A 20,567-nucleotide genomic window follows, 5' to 3' on the forward strand; every position below is an offset into this window, starting at 1 on the left:
GGAAAAATGTCTTGGAAAGAGTCGTAAAGAGTGGAATTTATGAACAAATGACCTAGCTGTATGCAGGTGAAAGAAGAATGTTTATTCAGGCCGAGGATGTACTATTTTTGAAAATAACGATAAAAATCCGAAAGCTATTTCTTTTTTGAAAAGGAAAAAAGCATGATAATATAAAGGATGTAAGAAGGGGGAATGGAATGTGAGGATTATTTCTATTGAACCAACACCAAGTCCAAATACAATGAAGATTAATTTAGACCAAGAGTTGCCAATGGGAAAAAGCAATAATTATAAGGCTGAAACAGTAGAAGATGCACCGGAATTAATTCGAAATATCCTTTCCATTGAAGGGATAAAAGGGGTCTATCATGTAGCTGATTTTTTAGCAGTTGAAAGAAATGCTCGCTATGATTGGAAGGAATTGCTTTCAAAAGTGCGCAATGTCTTTGGTGAGGATGAAGTAACCCAGAATCCACAGGAGCTAAATGAGCATTACGGAGAAATTAAGGTCCAAGTTCAAATGTATAAGGGCATACCAATGCAAATTAAATTATCGGATGGTAATGAAGAAAAGAGATTTGGCTTGCCTCAATCGTTTATTCAAGCCGTTTCAGCAGTGCGTACGCCTGAAGATAATGTTGTGATGACAAGAAAATGGAAAGATTCTGGTGTGCGATATGGCGAGTTTGAAGAAATTGGTAATGTTATGGTGGAAGAACTCGTTGCTGCATATCCACAAGAAAGATTGAATACAATCATCGAATATGCTATAAATCCTCAAACGGAAGTAAGTGGAAATGCTGCCAGAGTAAAAACAAAGCTTACTTTTGCCGATTTAGAGGATCCTGATTGGAAAGTAAGATATCAAAAGCTTGAACAAAGTGAAGATCCAACAGTTGCCGATATTCCTGTTTTAACAAAGGCGCTTGATGATGAAAAACCATCGATTCGCAGACTTGCAACTGTATATCTTGGAATGATTGAAGATCCCGCTGTTCTACCTTCCTTGTATAAGGCGTTGAAGGACAAAACAGTTACTGTCAGACGTACTGCAGGTGATTGTTTATCAGACTTAGGATTCCCTGAAGCAATGGAAGAAATGATGGAGGCATTGTCAGACAAGAGCAAGATAGTTCGTTGGAGAGCAGCTATGTTTCTATATGAAGTTGGTGACGAAAGAGCACTTCCAGCATTGAAAGCTCATGAAGATGATCTAGAATTTGAAGTTAGCCTGCAAATAAAATTAGCAATTGAACGAATCGAACTAGGTGAGGAAGCAAAAGGATCGGTTTGGAAACAAATGACAGAGGCGCGGAAATAACGCTGTTAGTAATGCTAATGCTTTTTTGATTGCAGGAAGAGTATTTCTAATGTATATTTATGGGATATAAAACATAGAGGAATTGGAGGAATTAATTATGTCAATGGCATATGATGAATACATGAAACAAGTAGTAAAGCCAATGAGAGCAGAACTAACACAAGCAGGTTTTGAAGAGTTATTAACAGAAGAAGCAGTGGAGCAATTTATAGAAACAAATAAAGGGACTTCCTTAGTAGTAGTAAATTCAGTTTGTGGATGTGCAGCAGGATTAGCAAGACCAGCTGTTACACAAGCAGTACTTGCTTCAGAAAAGAAACCAGATCATTTAGTTACCGTATTTGCTGGGCAAGATAAAGAGGCTACAGCAAAAATGCGCGAATACTTCGGCGATATTGAGCCATCCTCTCCATCTATGGCACTTGTTAAAGACAATAAAGTCGTTCACTTTATTCACCGTTACGATATTGAAGGAAATTCCATGGAAGCAATTATGGAAAATCTAGTATCAGCTTTTGAACAATATTGCTAAACAAAGAATGATTCATGAGAGAGGCGGGCTTGCCACTTTCTCTCATGAACCTTCTTTTTTTTTATCATGTTACCATCCTTCAATAAACAGGATTAAACACTCTTTATTGTCCTTATTTAAACTTCAATATGATTCTCCTCTCTTGCTTATCCTGCATTTGAGAAAAGAGAGGGGGGAAATCCAATGTTCCTAACCATCCGAATGGTTCCACTAACATTCTAAGAGTATAAGGAATCCCTCTTTAGATGGAAGTTTTCCTTTATTAGAAAAATAAAAGTATGATAAATAGGAGAACAACATGATTATAACTACTGCAGGTAGAACGAATAAGGAAATGGAAATTCTCGCAAATAAAATTGCCGAAAAATTTCAATGTAAATTCGTAGAACGAAAGAAGGCTTCAATTGATTACCTTAAAGCGTATTATATGATGGATATATTAATCATCGGCAAAAATCGTTTTGAATATTATCCATTAAATACAGCACAACCATTCTTTTTTCATCCGAATTCGGCGGTATTCCGGATCAAAAGACTTATCAATCAAGAACATGATCCCTTTATCCAAGCAACTAATTTATCGAAAGGGATGTCCTTTTTAGATTGTACGTTAGGACTTGCTTCAGATAGCATTGTTGCTAGTTATGCCGTTGGAAGCAATGGGTATGTAGAGGGATTGGAAGTGAATGAGATAATCGCTTTCCTTGTAAAAACTGGTTTAAAGGAATGGAAGACAAGTCATTCGACAATCGATAATGCGATGCGTAGAGTCAAAGTTAAGCATGTTAACGCATTAGAGGAGCTTATCAAAAAAGAAGAAAATAGTATGGATTGTGTTTATTTGGATCCTATGTTCGAAGAAGAAATTTCTTCTGATGGTATCCATTCATTAAAAAAGCTAGCATATTATGAAGAATTGACAGAAGAAATTATCAATCATGCAAAGCGGGTTGCAAAACAAAGGGTCGTTTTGAAAGATCATTTTAAAAGTAGCAGATTTGATCGATTTCAATTTGAACAGCTAAAACGTAAGTCAGCCAAATTTCACTATGGAATTTGGCTAAAAAAAGAATAATGAAAAAATAATCTATCTATATAGGATAATACTAGATGATTTGATAAGAAATAATATATACTTAGACTATCAATATTATTTTATTACATTTTATTCTCATCAGGATGAACGGAAAGCGAGGTGTAATAAATGCCTAATTGGATTCGTAAAAGCCTGGTTGTATTTGTTTCTATTTTAACTTTTGGCCTTGTGTCTCCATCACCATCCACATTTTTAAATAATAACAGTGATAACGATAAGAAACCAATTGATGAAAGAGAAATGTCTTTTGCTAGAGAAAGTATAGAAGAGGCTATACTGACAGATAGTAAAGGCATATCAAGAGAAGAGTTTATTAGTGATATGCTTAAACGAGCAGAAGAGCAAAGTTACTTAAAATTCGGATCGAAAATCAAACCGGTAATTGAAGATGAATTTCGACTAGTCGTTCTCCCAAATATGGAAAAAGCAATTAGTGAGGTAACGAGTATTTTTCCGGAAGAGGAGTTAAGCTATTTGAATGTGACTGAGCTTCCATCATCAGGAACAAGTGAGCGGATATTTCATATTTCAAGACAAAATGAGGACATTATTCGTTTTCATGTAAGAAGGGATCGACCACCACAGGAAGGGTATTATTTTAACTTCCATTATCATACGTATCATGATCAATTCCAAACACATTATACACTTGGGGAAATTTATTGGGATAAAAATACTCCCCCTAAGTGGATGAGTTAGAAGAGTTGGCTTTACTTGTAGCAATTGTTGCTTGTGAATGAAAGAAGTTGAAACTTTTCTTTTCTGATTACGTATAGAAACTATAATGAAAAAATTTGGAGGTAGTTTAGTTATGGCAATTAGTTTATCTAAAGGACAAAAAGTAGACTTAACAAAAGGAAATCCTGGATTATCAAAAGTGATTATTGGATTAGGCTGGGATGTAAATAAGTATGATGGCGGAAAAGATTTTGATTTAGATGCCTCTGTATTTTTACTTGGAGAAAATGGAAAAGTAACAAATGATGCTGATTTCGTTTTCTATAATAATCCATCAGGTGGAAATGGTTCCATCGTTCATTCAGGAGATAATCGTACAGGTGCAGGTGATGGAGATGATGAACAAATCATTGTTGAATTAAAAGAAATTCCTGCTAACATTCAACGGGTTGCATTTACCATTACTATTCATGATGGAGAAGGAAGAAATCAAAATTTTGGTCAAGTTTCTAATTCTTATGTTCGTATTTTAAACGAGGAATCAAATGAAGAGTTAATTCGTTACGATTTAGGCGAGGATTTCTCTATCGAGACAGCATTAGTTGTTGGAGAATTATATCGTCATAATAATGAATGGAAATTTAGTGCCATTGGAAGTGGATACCAAGGCGGTTTAGCTGCATTAGCTACTGATTTTGGTCTGGAAATTGGCTAATTTTATCAGCATATTATAGGGGGAAGCTCTTTTCATGGGAATATTTGAGACAATTATTGATACATATGCCCAGTTTTTTAATTGGGAAATGTGGGGAGAAGTATTAACTGACCCAGTAAGTTGGGGTTATATTGGAACATTAGTAATATTAGAAGGCCTGTTATCTGCGGATAATGCATTGGTACTAGCTGTAATGGTTAAACATCTACCACCAGAGCAAAGAAGAAAAGCATTGTTTTATGGCTTATTAGGTGCGTATTTATTCCGCTTTATCGCAATTGGAATTGGTGTTTATTTAATCGAATTCTCATGGGTGAAAATACTCGGAGCTGCATATTTAGCATATCTCGCTATTAAGTATTTCATGGATCGAAGAAAAGCAGCGAATGAAACAGAAGATGAAGAAGAAAATAAAGGCATTAATAAAAATGGGATTCTAATCCGTACATTTGGTCTATTTTGGGGAACAGTAATTTCTGTTGAATTAATGGATATTGCCTTTTCTGTAGACAGTGTTTTAGCTGCATTCGGTGTAAGCAATCAAGTATGGGTATTATTAATTGGTGGTATCCTTGGCGTTCTTATGATGAGAGGTGTCGCAGGTGTTTTCCTTAAATTAATCGATAAAATTCCAGAGCTGGAAGCAACTGCATATATCCTTATCTTAATTATCGCAGTTAAGATGCTGCTAGGAGTATTTGATATTCATATTGATCATATTTATTTCTTTGGATTATTAGTTATAGCATTTGGTGCAACCTTTGTTGTGCATTTTAGAAATAAGAAAAAAGCAGAACAACAGGGCGAAGCATAATTATTTGAGGATATTTCTAGTAGTATTACATTAAGATAACTAGAGATATCCTCTTTCCCTAAGACTCTTTTCTAATAGATTGTTGTTTTTAAATCGGTTAAATGACTATAAGACTTAAGATTTAAGAGCAACAATTTGGAAGAAAACAGCCTTCCAAAAAAGTAATCTTATTTTTTCTCCTCCGCCTATTACCTGCCCAGGATATCCTTCGCATTACTTACGATAGGCAATATGGAACATCCTAAAAAAACGCCATGATAAAGTAAATATTTTCAAAAAAATAGTTTTATTGTAAGATATAATTAATTATCCTACTATAAAATTCGATTCTTATTTTTGAATTTTCAGAATAATTATTAAAAAAGTTGTTAATATCATTGAATGGAGCAAAGGAAATGAAATTATTCTCTGACTTAAATGAAAAACAAATGGAACGTCTTTTCTTTAAATTACCAGAAGAGGTGTTTAGTACTTCGGAGAAGGAAGTATTATCCTATGCACTTGCTTCCACTTTATACATGCCTGCAACAAGACCGAATATTTTCCACGATTTATTAACAAAAAAACACGCAGCTTTAACATCCATGGTAATTTGTCTAGAGGACTCCATAGGTGATCACGAAGTGGAGATAGCTGAACGTAAATTAGTCGAAGAATTAACAAACATATATCAAGCGTTGGAGGACAGCATTCTTATAAAAAATGAATTACCATTGATTTTTATTAGAATACGCTCTGTATCTCAGTTTTTAAATCTAATGGATTTGCTTGGTGAAAAAATTAGTTTATTAACTGGTATCGTCATACCTAAGTTTGAAGCGGCAGTGGGAGAGATCATTTTAAAAGAATTAGAAAAATATAATATGCTAGGGCATTCTTTATATGCGATGCCGATTTTAGAAACAAAAAAAATAATTGAAAAAGAAACTAGAATGGATGAACTTCTTTCCATAAAGAAAGTACTAGATGAATATAAGCATCTCATTTTAAATGTGCGGATTGGCGCTACTGATTTTTGCGGATTGTATGGTATTCGTAGAAATGCAGAAACGACTGTATATGATGTTGCGATTATTCGAGATTGTATTTCGGATATTGTTAATGTATTTACACGTGCGGATAGTGCATATGTTGTTTCTGGACCAGTTTGGGAATATTTTACAATGAGCGAGCGAGTTCTAATTCCGCAATTGAGAGAGACACCATTCCGAAAGCGGTATGGAAAAGCTGGAATGAATATGCGAACACAGCTCATAGATAAACATATGGATGGATTAATTAGAGAAGTTATGATGGATATTACGAATGGTTTAACCGGAAAGACAATTATTCATCCTACACATATAAAACCAGTGCAAGCATTAAATGTTGTTTCCTATGAGGAATATTTAGATGCTTGTAATATTATAGAAAGTAATAATGGGGAGATTGGTGTAGTAAAAAGTAGTTTTTCAAATAAGATGAATGAAATTAAGCCTCATTTCTACTGGGCACAAAAAATTATTTTAAAATCAAAGGTTTACGGGGTGTTTCATGAAGGATTTACATACATTGACTTACTTAAACAAGAAAATTTCATTACCAATCATTCATAATTTACAGATGGACATCATCATCGAAGAAAATCCATTTCATCTTCCACTAGAAGATTTTTTTAAAATGGCAGCACGAATCAATAAGAAACGGGCATTTTTATTTGTTAGTAAACTATTAGGCAAGCATTTACCGATTGAGCCAAATAAAGGGCTCCTTACTGGATTTATGTTGGCAGCACGTTATGAAGAAATTATTACTGGCACTATTTCTCCCCAAAGAGAGGAAATAATGGCTATTTATCGTGATTCAGCTTCACAGTTTTTGGACAAGCCATTTATTTCAAGTACACAAGCAAATCCTATTATAATCGGCTTTGCAGAAACTGCAACGGGATTAGGTCATTCTTTTTTTCGAGCATTTAAACAGGCTACTTTTTTCCACACAACTAGAGAAAACGTAAATGAGCTAGTGCCAATCATTACTTTTGAAGAAGAGCATTCACATGCAACATCTCACCGTTGTTATGTTGAGGAAGACACTCTTGATAATCTACGAGAAATTATTTTAGTAGACGATGAATTAACGACAGGCAAAACAGCTATAAACATTATCCGAGATATTCATCAGAAATATCCTAGAGATAAATATACGGTTGTATCCATTCTAGATTGGCGTTCCAAAAAATGGCAGTTAGAGATGGAATCCCTTGAACAGGAATTGCAAATTAAGGTTCAAGTCGTCTCTTTACTTAAAGGTAGCTTTGAGCTTATTGGTGTTCCTCTTAATCTTGTTTCGCAAACGGAGATAACTGAAACAAATAGAAAGAAACCTCAACTTGAATATATTAGTCTCGAAAATTATGTGAAAGAGCGAATCGTCCCAATCACTTCCACAAGTTTGGCAGGGATAAGAAATGACTATGGGTACTTAAAGGATACAGGAAGATTTGGCATCCATATGGAGGAACTCACAGACGATTGGATTAGACTCGCAGCAAATGACCTGAAGAAAAAGCGTGTGGGTACTACGCTTTGCATTGGAACAGGGGAGTTTATGTATATTCCAATGAAGCTAGCAAGCTATATGGGAGAAAATATATTTTATCAATCAACGACTAGAAGTCCTATTTATCCCAATAATGAAGAGCATTATGGGGCTAAAAATGCATTCTGTTTTTCAAATCCAGAAGATTTGGATATTGTGCATTATTTATACAATATTGATGCTAAGCAATACGACGATATCTTTTTATTTTTTGAGCGCAAGGTTAGTGAGGATAGATTAGCGGAGTTGCTGGCTGAATTAACAGCAGTTCAAGTGAAAAAAATAAATATTGTATACTGTAACGGGAGGTAAATCATGAAAGCAAACATAGATCATCTAGTAAGGTTCGGTTCTTATGATAAAGAGGATGTTATATTTCTATTAAAAGACTTAAGTAATGTTACATTAGAGGGCTCAACCGAGGAAAGGGAAAAAAGGGTTCAAGGTGGAGAGCATTATAGTGAAACATTACCAATCGAATACAATCCACCTGAACATTATTTGCAGCTTTTTTGGGAGACGCTCGATGTTTATAAAGACAAAGTAGCCCTTTGTACCGCAATTGTTGCAGAACAAATTTATCACAAACATGGTAAACAAACAGTATTGGTTTCCTTAGCACGAGCAGGAACACCTATTGGAATCTTAATTAAACGCTATTTGAAATGGAAATATGACGTTTCTCTTCCTCACTACAGTATTTCTATTATAAGAGATAGAGGAATAGATGAAAATGCAATTCATTACATGCTGCAAACACATAATGGTTATGCCCTGCAATTTATTGATGGATGGACAGGAAAAGGAGCAATTTCAACTGAATTAACGAAAAACTGTGAGGAGTTTTACCAAAAGTATCAGATTCGATTAGATGATACATTAGCAGTGCTTGCTGATCCAGGATACTGTACAACACTTTATGGAACGAGAGAAGACTTTTTGATTCCAAGTGCTTGTTTAAATTCAACAGTGTCAGGACTAGTAAGTCGTACTGTGTTAAATGAAGAGTATATCAAAAAAGATGATTTTCATGGGGCGAAGTATTATCAGGAATTAGAGCCATATGATGTATCGAATAGCTATTTAGACGAGATTACAGAGGCATTTCCAAAAGTAAATCCACTCCAAATAGAGGAATGTATTCGTGCAAATGAACTAGATCAAACCGTTGATTTTAAAGGAATGAAAGAAGTTCTGACCATTAAGGAAGAATTCGGTATTGATAGTACCCATTATGTAAAACCAGGTGTCGGTGAAACAACAAGAGTATTGTTACGAAGGGTGCCATGGAAGATATTAATGAAGGATCCAGATAGCCCTTATGTTCAACATATCGTCTTATTAGCACAAGAAAGAAACGTAGAAGTAATTCCATATCCTAATATGAGCTATACATGCTGTGGATTAATTAAGAAGGTAGTGCGAAAAGGATGAATCTATTTGCATCAGATTTAGACAGAACGTTAATTTATTCAAAACGTGCATTACATGAAATGGAAACACCTTGGAATGAATCGATGATTGGTGTGGAAGTGAAAAATGGTGAACCTGTTTCTTATATGACAAAAGATAGTTATGATTTATTGAAGGAGATTGCTACTAAGCATTTTTTCGTTCCTGTTACGACGAGAACTTATGAACAATATAAGCGAATTTTTATTTTCAATGAAGAAATGCCAATGACATACTGTGTTACAAGCAATGGAGCAAAAATTCATTATAAAGGAGAGCTTGTAAAGGAGTGGGCACAAACCATTCACACCAGATTAAAAGAAGATTGTATGGAGAAAGGTGAATTACTACAAAAGCTACAGATTTATTCTTTACATGGCGAGTTGAAAATTGCCGATAATCTTTTCTTTTATTATGTATTAAAAACAAATATAGACGAAGATATCAAAAGAGAGCTAATCCAAGTTGCAATAGAAAATGGATGGAATATATCTTTACAAGGAAGAAAGCTTTATTTTATGCCAAAGCCTATCTGTAAGGGGGAGGCAATTAAATACATAATAGAAAGAGAAGGAGTGGAGAAATCAATTGGCGCAGGTGATTCCTTATTAGATTTACCATTTCTAAATAATTGTAAAATAGGTTATATTCCAAGACATGGAGAGTTAACTCTAGAAAAAATAAAAAATCCAACACAGCATCTAACCATTCAAAAAGGAGCATTTGCTGGTGAAGAAATCGTGAGAAATGTGCATAAACAGTTTATTTGTTAAATAGGAATAAATAGGATTAGAAGAAAGAGGCGAATGGAAAACACTCGCCTCTATACTTTATCCAATAGTAATGGATGGTTAGAATGGTAATATGAAACGATCATAATGGTTATTCCCTTTATAAGAGTAAGTTTACTTATAGTTCATCTTCTGGCGGATCTTTAATCCATTTAAGCAATAAACAATAAATGGAGATGAAAAATAAATAACAGCAAATAAATACAATAACCCCGAATAAAATAGATTCAAAAAATATAGCCATAAAAAAACTAATCATTAGAGAAATAAAGATTAAATCAACAAAAACATACATATTTGATGATAGAACATTTTGTACATAATTTAAATCTGTTTCAATTTCATGATACGTGTATTTTCGAAAAAATGATCTCATAGTTAGCACCTACTCGCCTAATGTACTGTATTATATGCTCGAGTAAAAGATTAGGTGCTTACATCACGATTGAAAGAGAGAAGTGAAAAATCTTGTCCTTTCGCCTAAAAAATGAAACCTTTTTATAACATTTTCGTAAAGAATTATTAAGTAGAATATTTAGTCATAGCGTAATGCTATGCTATGATAAAGGTAGACAGTTATCATTGGTTTAAAATTAGGAAGTGGAGAAAATGAATAAAGACTATTATACAATCAATAATGTTATCCTTCCTTTGTCTACGGAAAATTGGTTTGATATTCTATTAAAGCCAGTTAAAGAACGACCGCTACACGATACGAGTAACCGCATTTTTACGTTCGGTCAGGCTGTAGTAAAATTACTTGGAATACCAGTAGACGAGGATGAATATTATAATCAGCTTTTCGATTGGATAAATAAAGATAATACAGGCTTACATTTACTGACAGATGAATCGCTTGATCGGACGATTGATAATCAGCATTTTCAATCTATTCAAAAAGTATTTAATCGGATGCAGGAGCAAAATTTATCCATTAATCGTTTTGTTGCTTTTCTAGATGGAGAAAATGTGTTGATAAAATCCTCTATTCCTGCCATTCATAGAAAATTGAGAGAGAGCTTTATTAAAGTCATTCAGCATTTTTCAGAAGTGGAAGAAAACGGCTTGAAAAATAATGATTTAAGAAGATTAGTAGTTGATATAATAAAATGGTCCATCAATCATTTACAACCAGCTATAGAAGAAAGCCAATTAAATGAAAATATGCCTAAATTTCTTTGGTATGGTGATGCCAATAAAAGTCAGTCATATTTTATTTACTATCTTCTTACCTTTGGTTGTGACATCGTCATTGTACATCCTAATGGGGATGACATTCTAGAAAAATTAAAATTGGATAAGGAATTATTTTTTCAACATCAATACCCACGAATGAAAGAACCTGAAAGTTTTCCTAAAGAAGAACGAAAAAGAACAGCAACTGTAGCATATCGAGCGTCAAGGGAGATTGAGAGTATTCTTCACCATGAAGGTTCCAATCTTTATAAACCGTGGCAATTTAGAGAATATCTACCGATTTCCATTACATTAAAAACTACGTATGATGAAATCTTTCTTCTTGAGAAAGAACCGGCAATGATTCGTCCAAACTTTGATGTTAAAAATGGAGAAGTGCATATCCCGTCTGTTTTTGCTAAAATATTTGGTGTAAGTAAGAATCGAAAAGAGTACTGGGATCGAATCCATGCTATCGTGAATAAAGAGGAAACTTTATTAATTCGAAGTTTTCCGTTCACAAGAGCTATTATTAGTGATTTTCGATACCATTATCGCGGTGCACTTGGAACAGATGGTATACTTGATCCAGATAAGATGATGGCAGCACATTATTGGAAGTATAAACAGTTGCCAGCAGGTTTGCAGAAAGGAATAGCTGCTGCTATATCAAGAGTTTGCACAAGGACATCTCTGAAGAAGCTGGCTAATGAATCAGACGAAGATGTAGCGATTTTTCTGTTTTCACAATGCTTATTAATACCGGATGATTTCTTGAAAATGTTGCAAAAGTTTGATTACGCACAAGAAGTACCAAGTATCGTACTGTTTAAAACAGAGCAAAATGGTGTGTTTACAAGAGAAGATGCAGCCTTGCTGCTATTAATGAACACACTTGGTGTAGATATTATTATTTATAATCCTGCAGGACATGTAGACATGGAGAACTATACAAAAGATACATTATTTGATGTACACTGGCTTGAGGATATGGTGTTTGACATGGAATATAAAGAACCATCCTTTTTAAAAAGGGGTATATTTAGCGGATTTTTAAAGAATAGAAAAGGAGAATAAAAGATGAATATGCAACCATCAAATGTAAATAATGCAGACAATCAAGTTGCAGAGATATTAACAGAAGAAAAAGTGTCGGAAATAAAGTTAGCGCTTAGAAATGAGCCAGAAGTACAGAAATTGGCACAGTCGATTGACGAAAAGGATCAAATTCAAATACTCGAATTCGGGAAGGAACCTGCAACGCAAATCTCAAAATTCTCTGATAAAATCCTTAATAATATGAGAACTACTAAAGTAGAAGACTCTGGCGAATTATTGAAACAGCTTGGTAGAATCATGGATAAATTTGACAAAAAGGATTTTGAAGAGTCATCAAAGGGTTTTTTTGGCAAACTGTTTAAAAAAAGTGAAAAAATAATGGAAAAGCTTTTTGGAAAATACCAGTCTATGGGACAAGAGATAGATAAAGTCTATGTAGAAATTTCAAAATATCAAAATGAAATGGTTGATTCTACAACGATGCTCGATGAAATGTACGAGCAAAATTATCAATATTATTTAACATTAGAAAAATATGCTGTAGCAGGAGGCATGAAATCGGAAGAATTAAAGACCCATGTACTTCCTCAACTTGAGGCGAAAGCAGTTGCTGGTGATCAATTAGCAGGAATGCAGCTTGATACCTTAAGAAATGCAATAGAGCTCTTAGATCAGCGTGTTTACGATTTGGAAATGGCAAAAATGGTTGCCTTACAAACTGCTCCTCAAATACGCTTATTACAAAGAGGAAACACTAAATTAATTGGTAAGATCAATTCAGCATTTGTGACGACTATACCTATTTTTAAAAATGGTCTTATTCAAGCTGTTGCAGCCAAAAGACAGAAGTTAGTTGCAGACAGCATGAGTGAATTGGATAGAAGAACAAATGAAATGCTGGTGAAAAACGCTCAAAATATCTCCCAGCAAAGTGTAGATATTGCAAGGCTTGCAGGCAGCCCGAGCATTAAGATTGAGACAATTGAAGAATCATGGAATATTATTATCAAAGGAATGCAGGAAACAAAAACGATTGAAGAAGAAAATAAACGCTTAAGAGAAGAAGGAACAAAAAAATTAGAAGAATTGCAAAATAACTTCAAGCAAATGAAGCTTCAAGGGTAATTCAGACTTCATTTATGAGCCAATTTATTAAAGTATTTGACTAACAGTGTTGATTGTAGTGACTTCATTTTATTCTATAGGTAGTTAAGTTGAAAACATAGGGTTGGTTAAGTAAGTACGTCTTTCTTCCTTATGAATGCCTGTTTTCTCTGCAATCAACACATTTCTTTTAATAGCAAATTTCTTTTGGAAGTTAGCATGGATTAATATTATTTCATTTATTGAAAGCTTTAAAAAAAGTTTGATAACAAATATTACTACCATACATAGGAGTGAGAATCATGGCAATTAATTTACAAAAAGGACAAAGAGTTGATTTAACAAAGGGAAATCCAGGATTAAGTAAAATTTTAATTGGTCTTGGCTGGGATCCAGTTCAGCAAAATAAAGGCGGAGGGCTTTTAGGATCTTTATTTGGTGGTGGTTCGACAGCAAGTATTGATTGTGATGCTTCTGTCATTATGGTCAATGAACAGGGGAAGGTTCAAGCAAATAATGATGTTATCTATTTTGGAAATTTAAAAAGCCGCGATGGTAGTGTCCACCATTCAGGAGATAACCTAACAGGTGACGGTGATGGGGATGATGAACAAATAAATATTGAATTAAATAAGGTGCCATCACATATTCAAAAGTTAATATTTGTTGTAAATATATATGATGCAGTGAAAAGAAGACAACATTTTGGCATGATTCAAAATGCTTTTATTCGAATCGTCAATCCTTTATCCAATCAATCGCTTATTCACTACAACTTGACAGATGATTATGCAGGTAAGACTAGTTTGATAGTCGGTGAATTATATAGACATGGACAAGATTGGAAGTTTGCGGCAATTGGTACAGGGACAAACGCAGGTAGTCTAGGTGAAGTTGTTAAATCTTATTCCTAATTTTGTCAAATAGGCACAAAAAAGCTGCTGTCTATAAATCAATCTATTATTCAGATATGGGGGAATAGAAATGAGTATTAATCTTTCTAAAGGACAACGAATTGATTTAACAAAAACAAATCCAGGGTTAACTAGAGCTATCATTGGGTTGGGCTGGGATATTAACCAGTACGATGGTGGAACTGGCTTTGATTTAGATGCGTCAGCTTTTATGGCAAATGAAAACGGCAAGGTTATTAATGACGAGGATTTTATTTTTTATAATAATCTTGTCCATCCAAGCGGTGGAGTGGAGCATACTGGTGATAATCGCACGGGTGAGGGAGATGGAGATGACGAACAAATCATTATTGATTTTACGAAGATTCCTCTTCACGTTAATAAAATCGGCATTGCTGTTACTATTCATGATGCAGAATCAAGAAGACAAAACTTTGGACAAGTTTCCAATGCGTTTGTACGTGTCGTAAATGAAGATAATAATATAGAAATCCTACGCTTTGACTTAGGGGAAGATTTTTCTGTCGAGACAGCTGTTATCGTTTGTGAGCTTTACAAACATAATGGGGAATGGAAATTTAATGCCATAGGAAGTGGATTTTCAGGAGGACTTGCCGCCCTGTGCCGTAATTATGGATTAGAAGTTTAACTAGAATTGTAAGTCTTTAAAAAGAGTCATATCCCAAAAGAATGAAAGTAGAAGAATTGCAAAAAGATTCTTCTATCCATTCTTTTGGATTTTTTTATGAAGAATTTAGGTAATTTTATCTAGTTTTTGAGATTCCTAACCTATGCTATAATTTTAGTAGAATAGGTTTCTCCTCTCTTTCTTATTTTTAGAAAGAACATAGAGAGATTAGTTGTGGGGGATATGGATGAGATGGCTCAAAAGAATAGCACCATTATGTATGATAGCAGCAACGAGCATTTTGATGGGAAACTCCCAGCTTCCGAATAATGAAATATACTTAAAAAACTTATCTGAACTAACCATTATTAAGGCGAATTTATCCCTAGAAGCAAAAGAAAACTTAGGAAATATGATAATTTTGCCAGAAGAATCTTATGATCAAGAAGAAGCAGCTGCAATAATTGAAAGATTAAATCAATTGCCTTCTACTCTATTAAATAAGGTGCAATCTAGGGGAATAAAAGTAAAATTATTTACTGGAAAATTAACAGATAATAAGACAGCACAGAAATTTGCTGGAATTATTCCAAGGGGCTACACCTCTCAAAAGACGTGGGATGATGTTCCTGGTATTGGTGGCGGGAAAGTGGTTCTTGTAAAAATAGGTGCGAGTGAAAAGGGACAAGGGCACAGCTCTGTTAATTTAGAATATCATGAATTGGCTCATTCCATTGATTATAAAGTTCTAAACAATGCGAGCAAAACAGAAGCATATAGATTAGTTTGGAACGAGGAAAAAGGGAAGTTATTTCCTAATAGACAATACTTTCTTCAATATGCAGAAGAATATTTCGCAGAAACATTTGCCATGTTTTATATGGGAGGAAAGGAAAAGGAAACACTTTCGCAACTAGCTCCGAAAACATATCAGTATATCGCTACAATACAATAAGCTTGTAGGGAATCGCAATTTAATATAAAGGGTGTATAAAATGAGACAATATTTAGATCTATGTAAGCATGTTTTAACAAATGGTGTAAAAAAAGAAGATCGAACTGGAACTGGAACTATTAGTACCTTTGGATATCAAATGAGGTTTGATCTTTCAGAAGGATTTCCATTAATTACAACGAAAAAGCTGCATTTACGTTCCATAATTTATGAGTTGCTTTGGTTTTTAAATGGCGATACAAATGTGAAATATTTACAAGATCATAATGTTCGAATTTGGAATGAATGGGCAGATGAGCAAGGTAACTTAGGCCCAGTTTATGGACATCAATGGCGCTCTTGGACGACAAGAGAAGGGAACACAATTGACCAAATATCTGAATTGATTCATGCAATCAAGACAAATCCAGATTCTAGAAGATTAATTATTAGTGCATGGAACGTTGGGGACATGGAGAAAATGGCTTTGCCACCATGTCATTGTCTTTTTCAATTTTATGTTGCAGATGGTAAATTATCTTGTCAACTGTACCAGCGTTCAGCAGATGTATTTCTTGGAGTGCCTTTTAATATTGCTTCTTACGCTCTGCTTACACATATGATCGCCCAAGTTTGTGATTTAGAGGTAGGAGAATTTATTCATTCCTTTGGAGATGTTCATATCTATACAAATCATGTTGAGCAGGTAAAACTTCAGTTAACGAGAGATCCAAAGACATTACCACAGTTGAAAATGAATAAAGACGTAAAAGATATTTTTTCCTTTAAATATGAAGATTTTGAAATCGTTAATTATGAAGCACATCCCCATATTAAAGGGGTGGTCAGTGTATGATTTCCTTAATTGTTGCAATGGATAGAAATAATGTTATTGGTTTGAATAATCAATTGCCATGGCATTTGCCAGAGGATTTAAAGTATTTCAAAAAAATAACGACAGGGCATCCAATTGTGATGGGGAGAAAAACAAGGGACTCAATCGGCAGAAATCTTCCAAATCGTGAAAATGTCGTTATTACGAGAAATCAAGGGTATATTTGTGAAGGATGTACAATATTCTATTCGATTGATGAATTTTATAAATGGAGTAAAGCCCATCAGGAGGAAGAAATATTTGTAATTGGTGGTGCTGAGCTTTTTGCAGAAACATTAAGCGAAACAGACCGATTATACATTACACGAATCGACCATGAATTTGAAGGAAATACCTTTTTTCCTGCTTTAAATTGGCATGAATGGAAACTTGTAAGTGAACAAAAAGGGATAGTAAATGACAAAAACTTGTATCCTCATGTGTTTTATGTCTATGAAAGAGCGGAATAATAAGAAAAAGGAAGGCGAATTCGCCTTCCTTTTTCTTATAGAAAGATTGTAGTAATCTTTTATATTAATTAAACATAGAGATATACACAAAAATACATTAAAGCACTGCCAGCTAAAACAAAAATATGCCAAATGGCATGAAAGTAGGGGATTTTTTGCATGACATAAAATACACTACCAACAGTATAAAGCAGGCCACCTCCAATGAGAAACAGGAAACCAGTCATTCCAATTGCATGATAAAGTGGCACGATTGCCATCACAATTAGCCAGCCCATAATAACATAGAGGATTGTTGATGTTACAATATATTTTTTGACATAGTAACATTTAAAGACAATCCCAATAATAGCTAATGCCCAAACAATCCCAAAAAGGGTCCAGCCTAAGCTACCACGAATGGCAACTAAAACAAAGGGAGTATATGTTCCTGCGATTAGAAGATAGATGGATGAATGATCCAATATCTCGAAAAAATCCTTTACTTTTTCATGGGTAATACTATGCAATAATGTGGAGCATAGATAGAGGATAATCATGGAAGCACCAAAAATGGAAAAACTTACAATTCTCCATGGGTTAGCAGTTTCAGCTGCATTTAAAATAAGCATTACTAAAGCGGGAATGCTCATAAGTAATCCAATACCATGGGTTATACTGTTGGCTATCTCTTCTTTTAGCGAAAAATCTTTTATTGAAAAATTCATAAATGAAAGTCACTCCTTATTCTTTCATTGTAAGGTATTACTTCCATAAAAACAAACAAATACAGCGATGAATTTATTGGGAAAAATTCTACGCAATCAAAATATATGAAAAAAAAGAAAATTTAAAATTTTATTAGGAGAAAGCGAAAAATTCATGGTATAATGTACGAATTAAAATGGTTAGAAATGAGGGTGTGGAAATGGAACAAAATGTAATGAAAAAATGGGTGCAATTGGAGGATATTATTATTGCATACCAAGGAATTAAAGACATAGTAGCCCATACTCCCTTACAAAAAAATTATCGATTATCTGAAAAATATGATTGCAATGTTTATTTAAAAAGGGAAGATCTACAGCATGTGCGTTCCTTTAAATTAAGGGGTGCATTTTATTCGATGAAGATGCTAGAAATAGAAAAAATGAAAAATGGTGTTGTTTGTGCAAGTGCAGGAAACCATGCTCAAGGTGTAGCATATTCTTGTCGTTATTTAAATGTTCATGGGAAAATTTTCATGCCAGCTACAACGCCTAAACAAAAGGTTACGCAGGTTAAAATGTTTGGGAAGGAAAATGTGGAGATTATTTTAACTGGTGATACATTTGATGATTCCTATGTAGAAGCAGTTGCTTGTGCAGAAGCAGAAGAAAGAGCATTTATTCATCCATTTAATGATGAGAATGTCATTGCAGGGCAAGGAACGATGGCCATTGAAATGATGAATGATATTGATGTTCCAATTGATTATGTTTTTGCAAGCATTGGTGGCGGCGGTTTAATGGCAGGATTAAGTACATACATGAAAAGCGTTTCTCCATTAACTCAAATGATTGGTGTGGAGCCAGCTGGTGCACCTTCGATGAAAGAAGCCTTAATTAGAAATAAGGTAGTAACACTAAATAAGATTGATAAATTTGTTGATGGTGCAGCAGTCAAAAGTGTTGGACAAAAGAATTTTGAAATCTGTAGAGATTATGTTGATGATATTGTTTTAGTGCCTGAGGGAAAAGTTTGTACGTCTATTCTTTCTTTATATAATGAGCATGCTATCGTTGCCGAACCAGCAGGAGCTTTGCCAGTTGCTGCCCTCGATTTATATAAAGAAAAGATAAAAGGGAAAAACATTGTACTTGTAATTAGCGGTGGAAATAACGATATTGATCGTATGCAGGATATTAAAGAACGTTCTCTACTATATGAGGGATTGTTATATCACTTCATTGTAAATTTCCCCCAAAGAGCAGGTGCGCTTAGAGAATTTTTAGATGATGTGTTAGGACCCGATGATGATATTGTCCGGTTTGAATATGCCAAAAAGAATAATAAAGAGAATGGTCCAGCGCTTGTTGGCTTAGAGCTGAAGAATAGGGATGACTATAAAGGACTAATTGAAAGAATGGATAAAAAAGGTTTTCCTTACACGGAAGTGAATAGAGATTCTAATTTATTTCATTTGCTCGTCTAACATCTAAAGTAATCGGTAATGGCCATGCGTGAGAAATTTAATCATGCATGGCCATTTTTTTAACTATTTTTAACATGAAACAAGGACAAGTAGAAATAATTTTCTAAATGCGTACACATATTTTATTCTTAAAGAAACATCAAGGATATGTGATAAAATTCACAGGTTACGAAAAGTATAATTTGTGGTATAGTGAATAGTATATGCTCAAAAAATAAAATCAATAGAGTGAGCATAGGAAAATCCTAAAAAATAAATGTATAATAAAGTAAGCGTTTTAATGAAAAAATGAATGACAAATAGGGACGTGTGAAATGAAAAAAATTAAAATTGTAACAGATTCAACAGTTGATTTATCGAAGGAAATATTAGAAAAATATGAAATTGAGGTAATATCTTTATCAATTTATATTAATAATAAATCATATTTGGATAGGGTTGATATTACCCCTGCTGAATTTATTGATAAAATGATGGAATCAGATGAATTGCCTAAAACTTCACAGCCTTCTGTTGGCACTTTCATTGAAAAATATGATGAACTTGCTGATAAAGGGTATGATATTATATCCATTCATATGACAGGCGGTATGAGTGGGACGGTAGAATCAGCTAAAAGTGCGAGCCAATTAACAAAGGCGAGTGTCTTTGTAGTAGACTCTGAGTTTATTTCAAAGGGGTTATCTTTTCAAGTATTAGAAGCTGCAAAAATGGTGCAAAATGGACATAATGTAGCGGAAATATTGCAAAGATTAAATCATGTGAAAAAGCATACGAAACTTTTTGTAGTAGTCGATACATTAGAGAATTTAATGAAGGGCGGAAGAATTGGAAAAGGAAAAGCTTTTCTAGGCTCTTTACTAAATATTAAGCCAATCGCGACGCTTGAGGAAGGTGTATATACACCTATTGCAAAAGTTAGAAGTCGCTCCCAAGCAGTAAAGTATTTAGTAGGTGCATTTGTAGAAGACAGTCTTGGCAAGAAAATTAAAAGTGTAGGAATTACACATGCTGGTAGTCTTGAAGTTGCCATTAAATTGAAGGAAGCAATAGAAAAGGCCACTGGATTTAATAAAGTGGATATAGATTATACTACACCTGTTATTTCAACACATACAGGACCCGGAGCTATTGGTTTCAGCTACTATATTGAATAGCAATCTTACCAACTTGATAAGATTTTAGATGCATTTATAAAAGAGGCTGGGACAAAAGTATTTCAATCAACAACAAACACGAACTATAATGTAATTTAA

Annotated in this window: 21 protein-coding genes; 19 read left to right on the forward strand and 2 right to left on the reverse strand. The window is 34.1% G+C overall.

Annotated features, from left to right (window positions below):
- Nucleotides 1-199 precede the first annotated feature (199 nt).
- The 10 genes from ADJ83_RS03205 (at nucleotide 200) to ADJ83_RS03250 (ending at nucleotide 9,961) form a co-directional block, all read left to right on the forward strand.
- Nucleotides 200-1,321 (forward strand): conserved virulence factor C family protein, encoded by a 1,122-nt coding sequence (locus ADJ83_RS03205; protein WP_031538157.1) that lies wholly within the window; start codon nucleotides 200-202, stop codon nucleotides 1,319-1,321.
- Between the two features lie 97 nt (nucleotides 1,322-1,418).
- Nucleotides 1,419-1,853 carry a BrxA/BrxB family bacilliredoxin gene (locus tag ADJ83_RS03210; RefSeq protein WP_031538156.1) on the forward strand — a complete coding sequence of 145 codons (435 nt, stop codon included), beginning with the start codon at nucleotides 1,419-1,421 and terminating at the stop codon, nucleotides 1,851-1,853.
- 298 nt (nucleotides 1,854-2,151) lie between these two features.
- Nucleotides 2,152-2,928 (forward strand): class I SAM-dependent methyltransferase, encoded by a 777-nt coding sequence (locus tag ADJ83_RS03215; RefSeq protein WP_031538155.1) that lies wholly within the window; start codon nucleotides 2,152-2,154, stop codon nucleotides 2,926-2,928.
- A 129-nt stretch (nucleotides 2,929-3,057) separates the two neighbouring features.
- Nucleotides 3,058-3,648: a YpjP family protein gene (locus ADJ83_RS03220; protein ID WP_031538154.1), complete on the forward strand. Its 591-nt coding sequence runs from the start codon at nucleotides 3,058-3,060 to the stop codon at nucleotides 3,646-3,648.
- Between the two features lie 112 nt (nucleotides 3,649-3,760).
- Nucleotides 3,761-4,342, forward strand: coding sequence for a TerD family protein (locus ADJ83_RS03225; RefSeq protein ID WP_031538153.1), 582 nt, complete (start codon nucleotides 3,761-3,763; stop codon nucleotides 4,340-4,342).
- Nucleotides 4,343-4,376: 34 nt separating this feature from the next.
- Nucleotides 4,377-5,156, forward strand: coding sequence for a TerC family protein (locus ADJ83_RS03230; RefSeq protein ID WP_031538152.1), 780 nt, complete (start codon nucleotides 4,377-4,379; stop codon nucleotides 5,154-5,156).
- 395 nt (nucleotides 5,157-5,551) lie between these two features.
- On the forward strand, nucleotides 5,552-6,751 hold the full coding sequence (locus tag ADJ83_RS03235; RefSeq protein ID WP_031538150.1) for an HpcH/HpaI aldolase/citrate lyase family protein: 1,200 nt from the start codon (nucleotides 5,552-5,554) through the stop codon (nucleotides 6,749-6,751).
- Nucleotides 6,690-8,048 carry a phosphoribosyltransferase family protein gene (locus ADJ83_RS03240; protein ID WP_109767877.1) on the forward strand — a complete coding sequence of 453 codons (1,359 nt, stop codon included), beginning with the start codon at nucleotides 6,690-6,692 and terminating at the stop codon, nucleotides 8,046-8,048. The genes ADJ83_RS03235 and ADJ83_RS03240 overlap by 62 nt, the downstream gene beginning before the upstream one ends.
- Before the next feature lie 3 nt (nucleotides 8,049-8,051).
- Nucleotides 8,052-9,170 (forward strand): cysteine protease StiP family protein, encoded by a 1,119-nt coding sequence (locus ADJ83_RS03245; RefSeq protein WP_031538148.1) that lies wholly within the window; start codon nucleotides 8,052-8,054, stop codon nucleotides 9,168-9,170.
- The gene (locus tag ADJ83_RS03250; protein ID WP_031538147.1) at nucleotides 9,167-9,961 is read left to right on the forward strand and encodes an HAD family hydrolase; all 795 of its coding nucleotides are present in this window, start codon (nucleotides 9,167-9,169) and stop codon (nucleotides 9,959-9,961) included. Before ADJ83_RS03245 ends, ADJ83_RS03250 begins: the two co-directional genes overlap by 4 nt.
- Before the next feature lie 136 nt (nucleotides 9,962-10,097).
- Here the strand turns inward: ADJ83_RS03250 and ADJ83_RS03255 are convergent, their stop codons facing one another.
- Entirely contained in the window at nucleotides 10,098-10,355 is a 258-nt protein-coding gene (locus ADJ83_RS03255) for a hypothetical protein (RefSeq protein ID WP_031538146.1), read from the reverse strand.
- A 233-nt stretch (nucleotides 10,356-10,588) separates the two neighbouring features.
- On the opposite strand from ADJ83_RS03255, the gene ADJ83_RS03260 reads away from it, so the two are divergent.
- The 7 genes from ADJ83_RS03260 (at nucleotide 10,589) to ADJ83_RS03290 (ending at nucleotide 17,138) form a co-directional block, all read left to right on the forward strand.
- The gene (locus ADJ83_RS03260) at nucleotides 10,589-12,232 is read left to right on the forward strand and encodes a YceG family protein (RefSeq protein WP_031538145.1); all 1,644 of its coding nucleotides are present in this window, start codon (nucleotides 10,589-10,591) and stop codon (nucleotides 12,230-12,232) included.
- Nucleotides 12,233-12,235: 3 nt separating this feature from the next.
- Nucleotides 12,236-13,339 (forward strand): toxic anion resistance protein, encoded by a 1,104-nt coding sequence (locus tag ADJ83_RS03265; protein ID WP_396953873.1) that lies wholly within the window; start codon nucleotides 12,236-12,238, stop codon nucleotides 13,337-13,339.
- A 281-nt stretch (nucleotides 13,340-13,620) separates the two neighbouring features.
- Nucleotides 13,621-14,232: a TerD family protein gene (locus ADJ83_RS03270; protein ID WP_031538143.1), complete on the forward strand. Its 612-nt coding sequence runs from the start codon at nucleotides 13,621-13,623 to the stop codon at nucleotides 14,230-14,232.
- A gap of 70 nt (nucleotides 14,233-14,302) precedes the next feature.
- A complete protein-coding gene (locus tag ADJ83_RS03275; protein WP_031538142.1) occupies nucleotides 14,303-14,881 on the forward strand; it encodes a TerD family protein in 579 nt (192 codons plus the stop codon).
- A 226-nt stretch (nucleotides 14,882-15,107) separates the two neighbouring features.
- On the forward strand, nucleotides 15,108-15,815 hold the full coding sequence (locus tag ADJ83_RS03280) for an anthrax toxin lethal factor-related metalloendopeptidase (protein ID WP_031538140.1): 708 nt from the start codon (nucleotides 15,108-15,110) through the stop codon (nucleotides 15,813-15,815).
- A 40-nt stretch (nucleotides 15,816-15,855) separates the two neighbouring features.
- A complete protein-coding gene (locus ADJ83_RS03285) occupies nucleotides 15,856-16,650 on the forward strand; it encodes a thymidylate synthase (protein WP_031538139.1) in 795 nt (264 codons plus the stop codon).
- Complete coding sequence (locus ADJ83_RS03290) at nucleotides 16,647-17,138, forward strand: dihydrofolate reductase (protein ID WP_031538138.1); 492 nt, start codon at nucleotides 16,647-16,649, stop codon at nucleotides 17,136-17,138. Before ADJ83_RS03285 ends, ADJ83_RS03290 begins: the two co-directional genes overlap by 4 nt.
- 68 nt (nucleotides 17,139-17,206) lie before the next feature.
- On the opposite strand, the gene trhA is transcribed toward ADJ83_RS03290, so the two are convergent.
- Nucleotides 17,207-17,845 carry a PAQR family membrane homeostasis protein TrhA gene (trhA, locus tag ADJ83_RS03295; protein WP_031538137.1) on the reverse strand — a complete coding sequence of 213 codons (639 nt, stop codon included), beginning with the start codon at nucleotides 17,843-17,845 and terminating at the stop codon, nucleotides 17,207-17,209.
- A 200-nt stretch (nucleotides 17,846-18,045) separates the two neighbouring features.
- Between trhA and ilvA the strand changes: the two genes are divergently transcribed.
- Both ilvA and ADJ83_RS03305 read left to right on the forward strand, forming a co-directional pair.
- Entirely contained in the window at nucleotides 18,046-19,311 is a 1,266-nt protein-coding gene (gene ilvA / locus ADJ83_RS03300; RefSeq protein ID WP_031538136.1) for a threonine ammonia-lyase IlvA, read from the forward strand.
- 314 nt (nucleotides 19,312-19,625) lie between these two features.
- The gene (locus ADJ83_RS03305) at nucleotides 19,626-20,468 is read left to right on the forward strand and encodes a DegV family protein (protein WP_031538135.1); all 843 of its coding nucleotides are present in this window, start codon (nucleotides 19,626-19,628) and stop codon (nucleotides 20,466-20,468) included.
- Nucleotides 20,469-20,567 lie beyond the last annotated feature (99 nt).

The sequence above is a fragment of the Bacillus sp. 522_BSPC genome, from assembly GCF_001076885.1.
Lineage (GTDB): Bacteria > Bacillota > Bacilli > Bacillales > Cytobacillaceae > Niallia > Niallia hominis.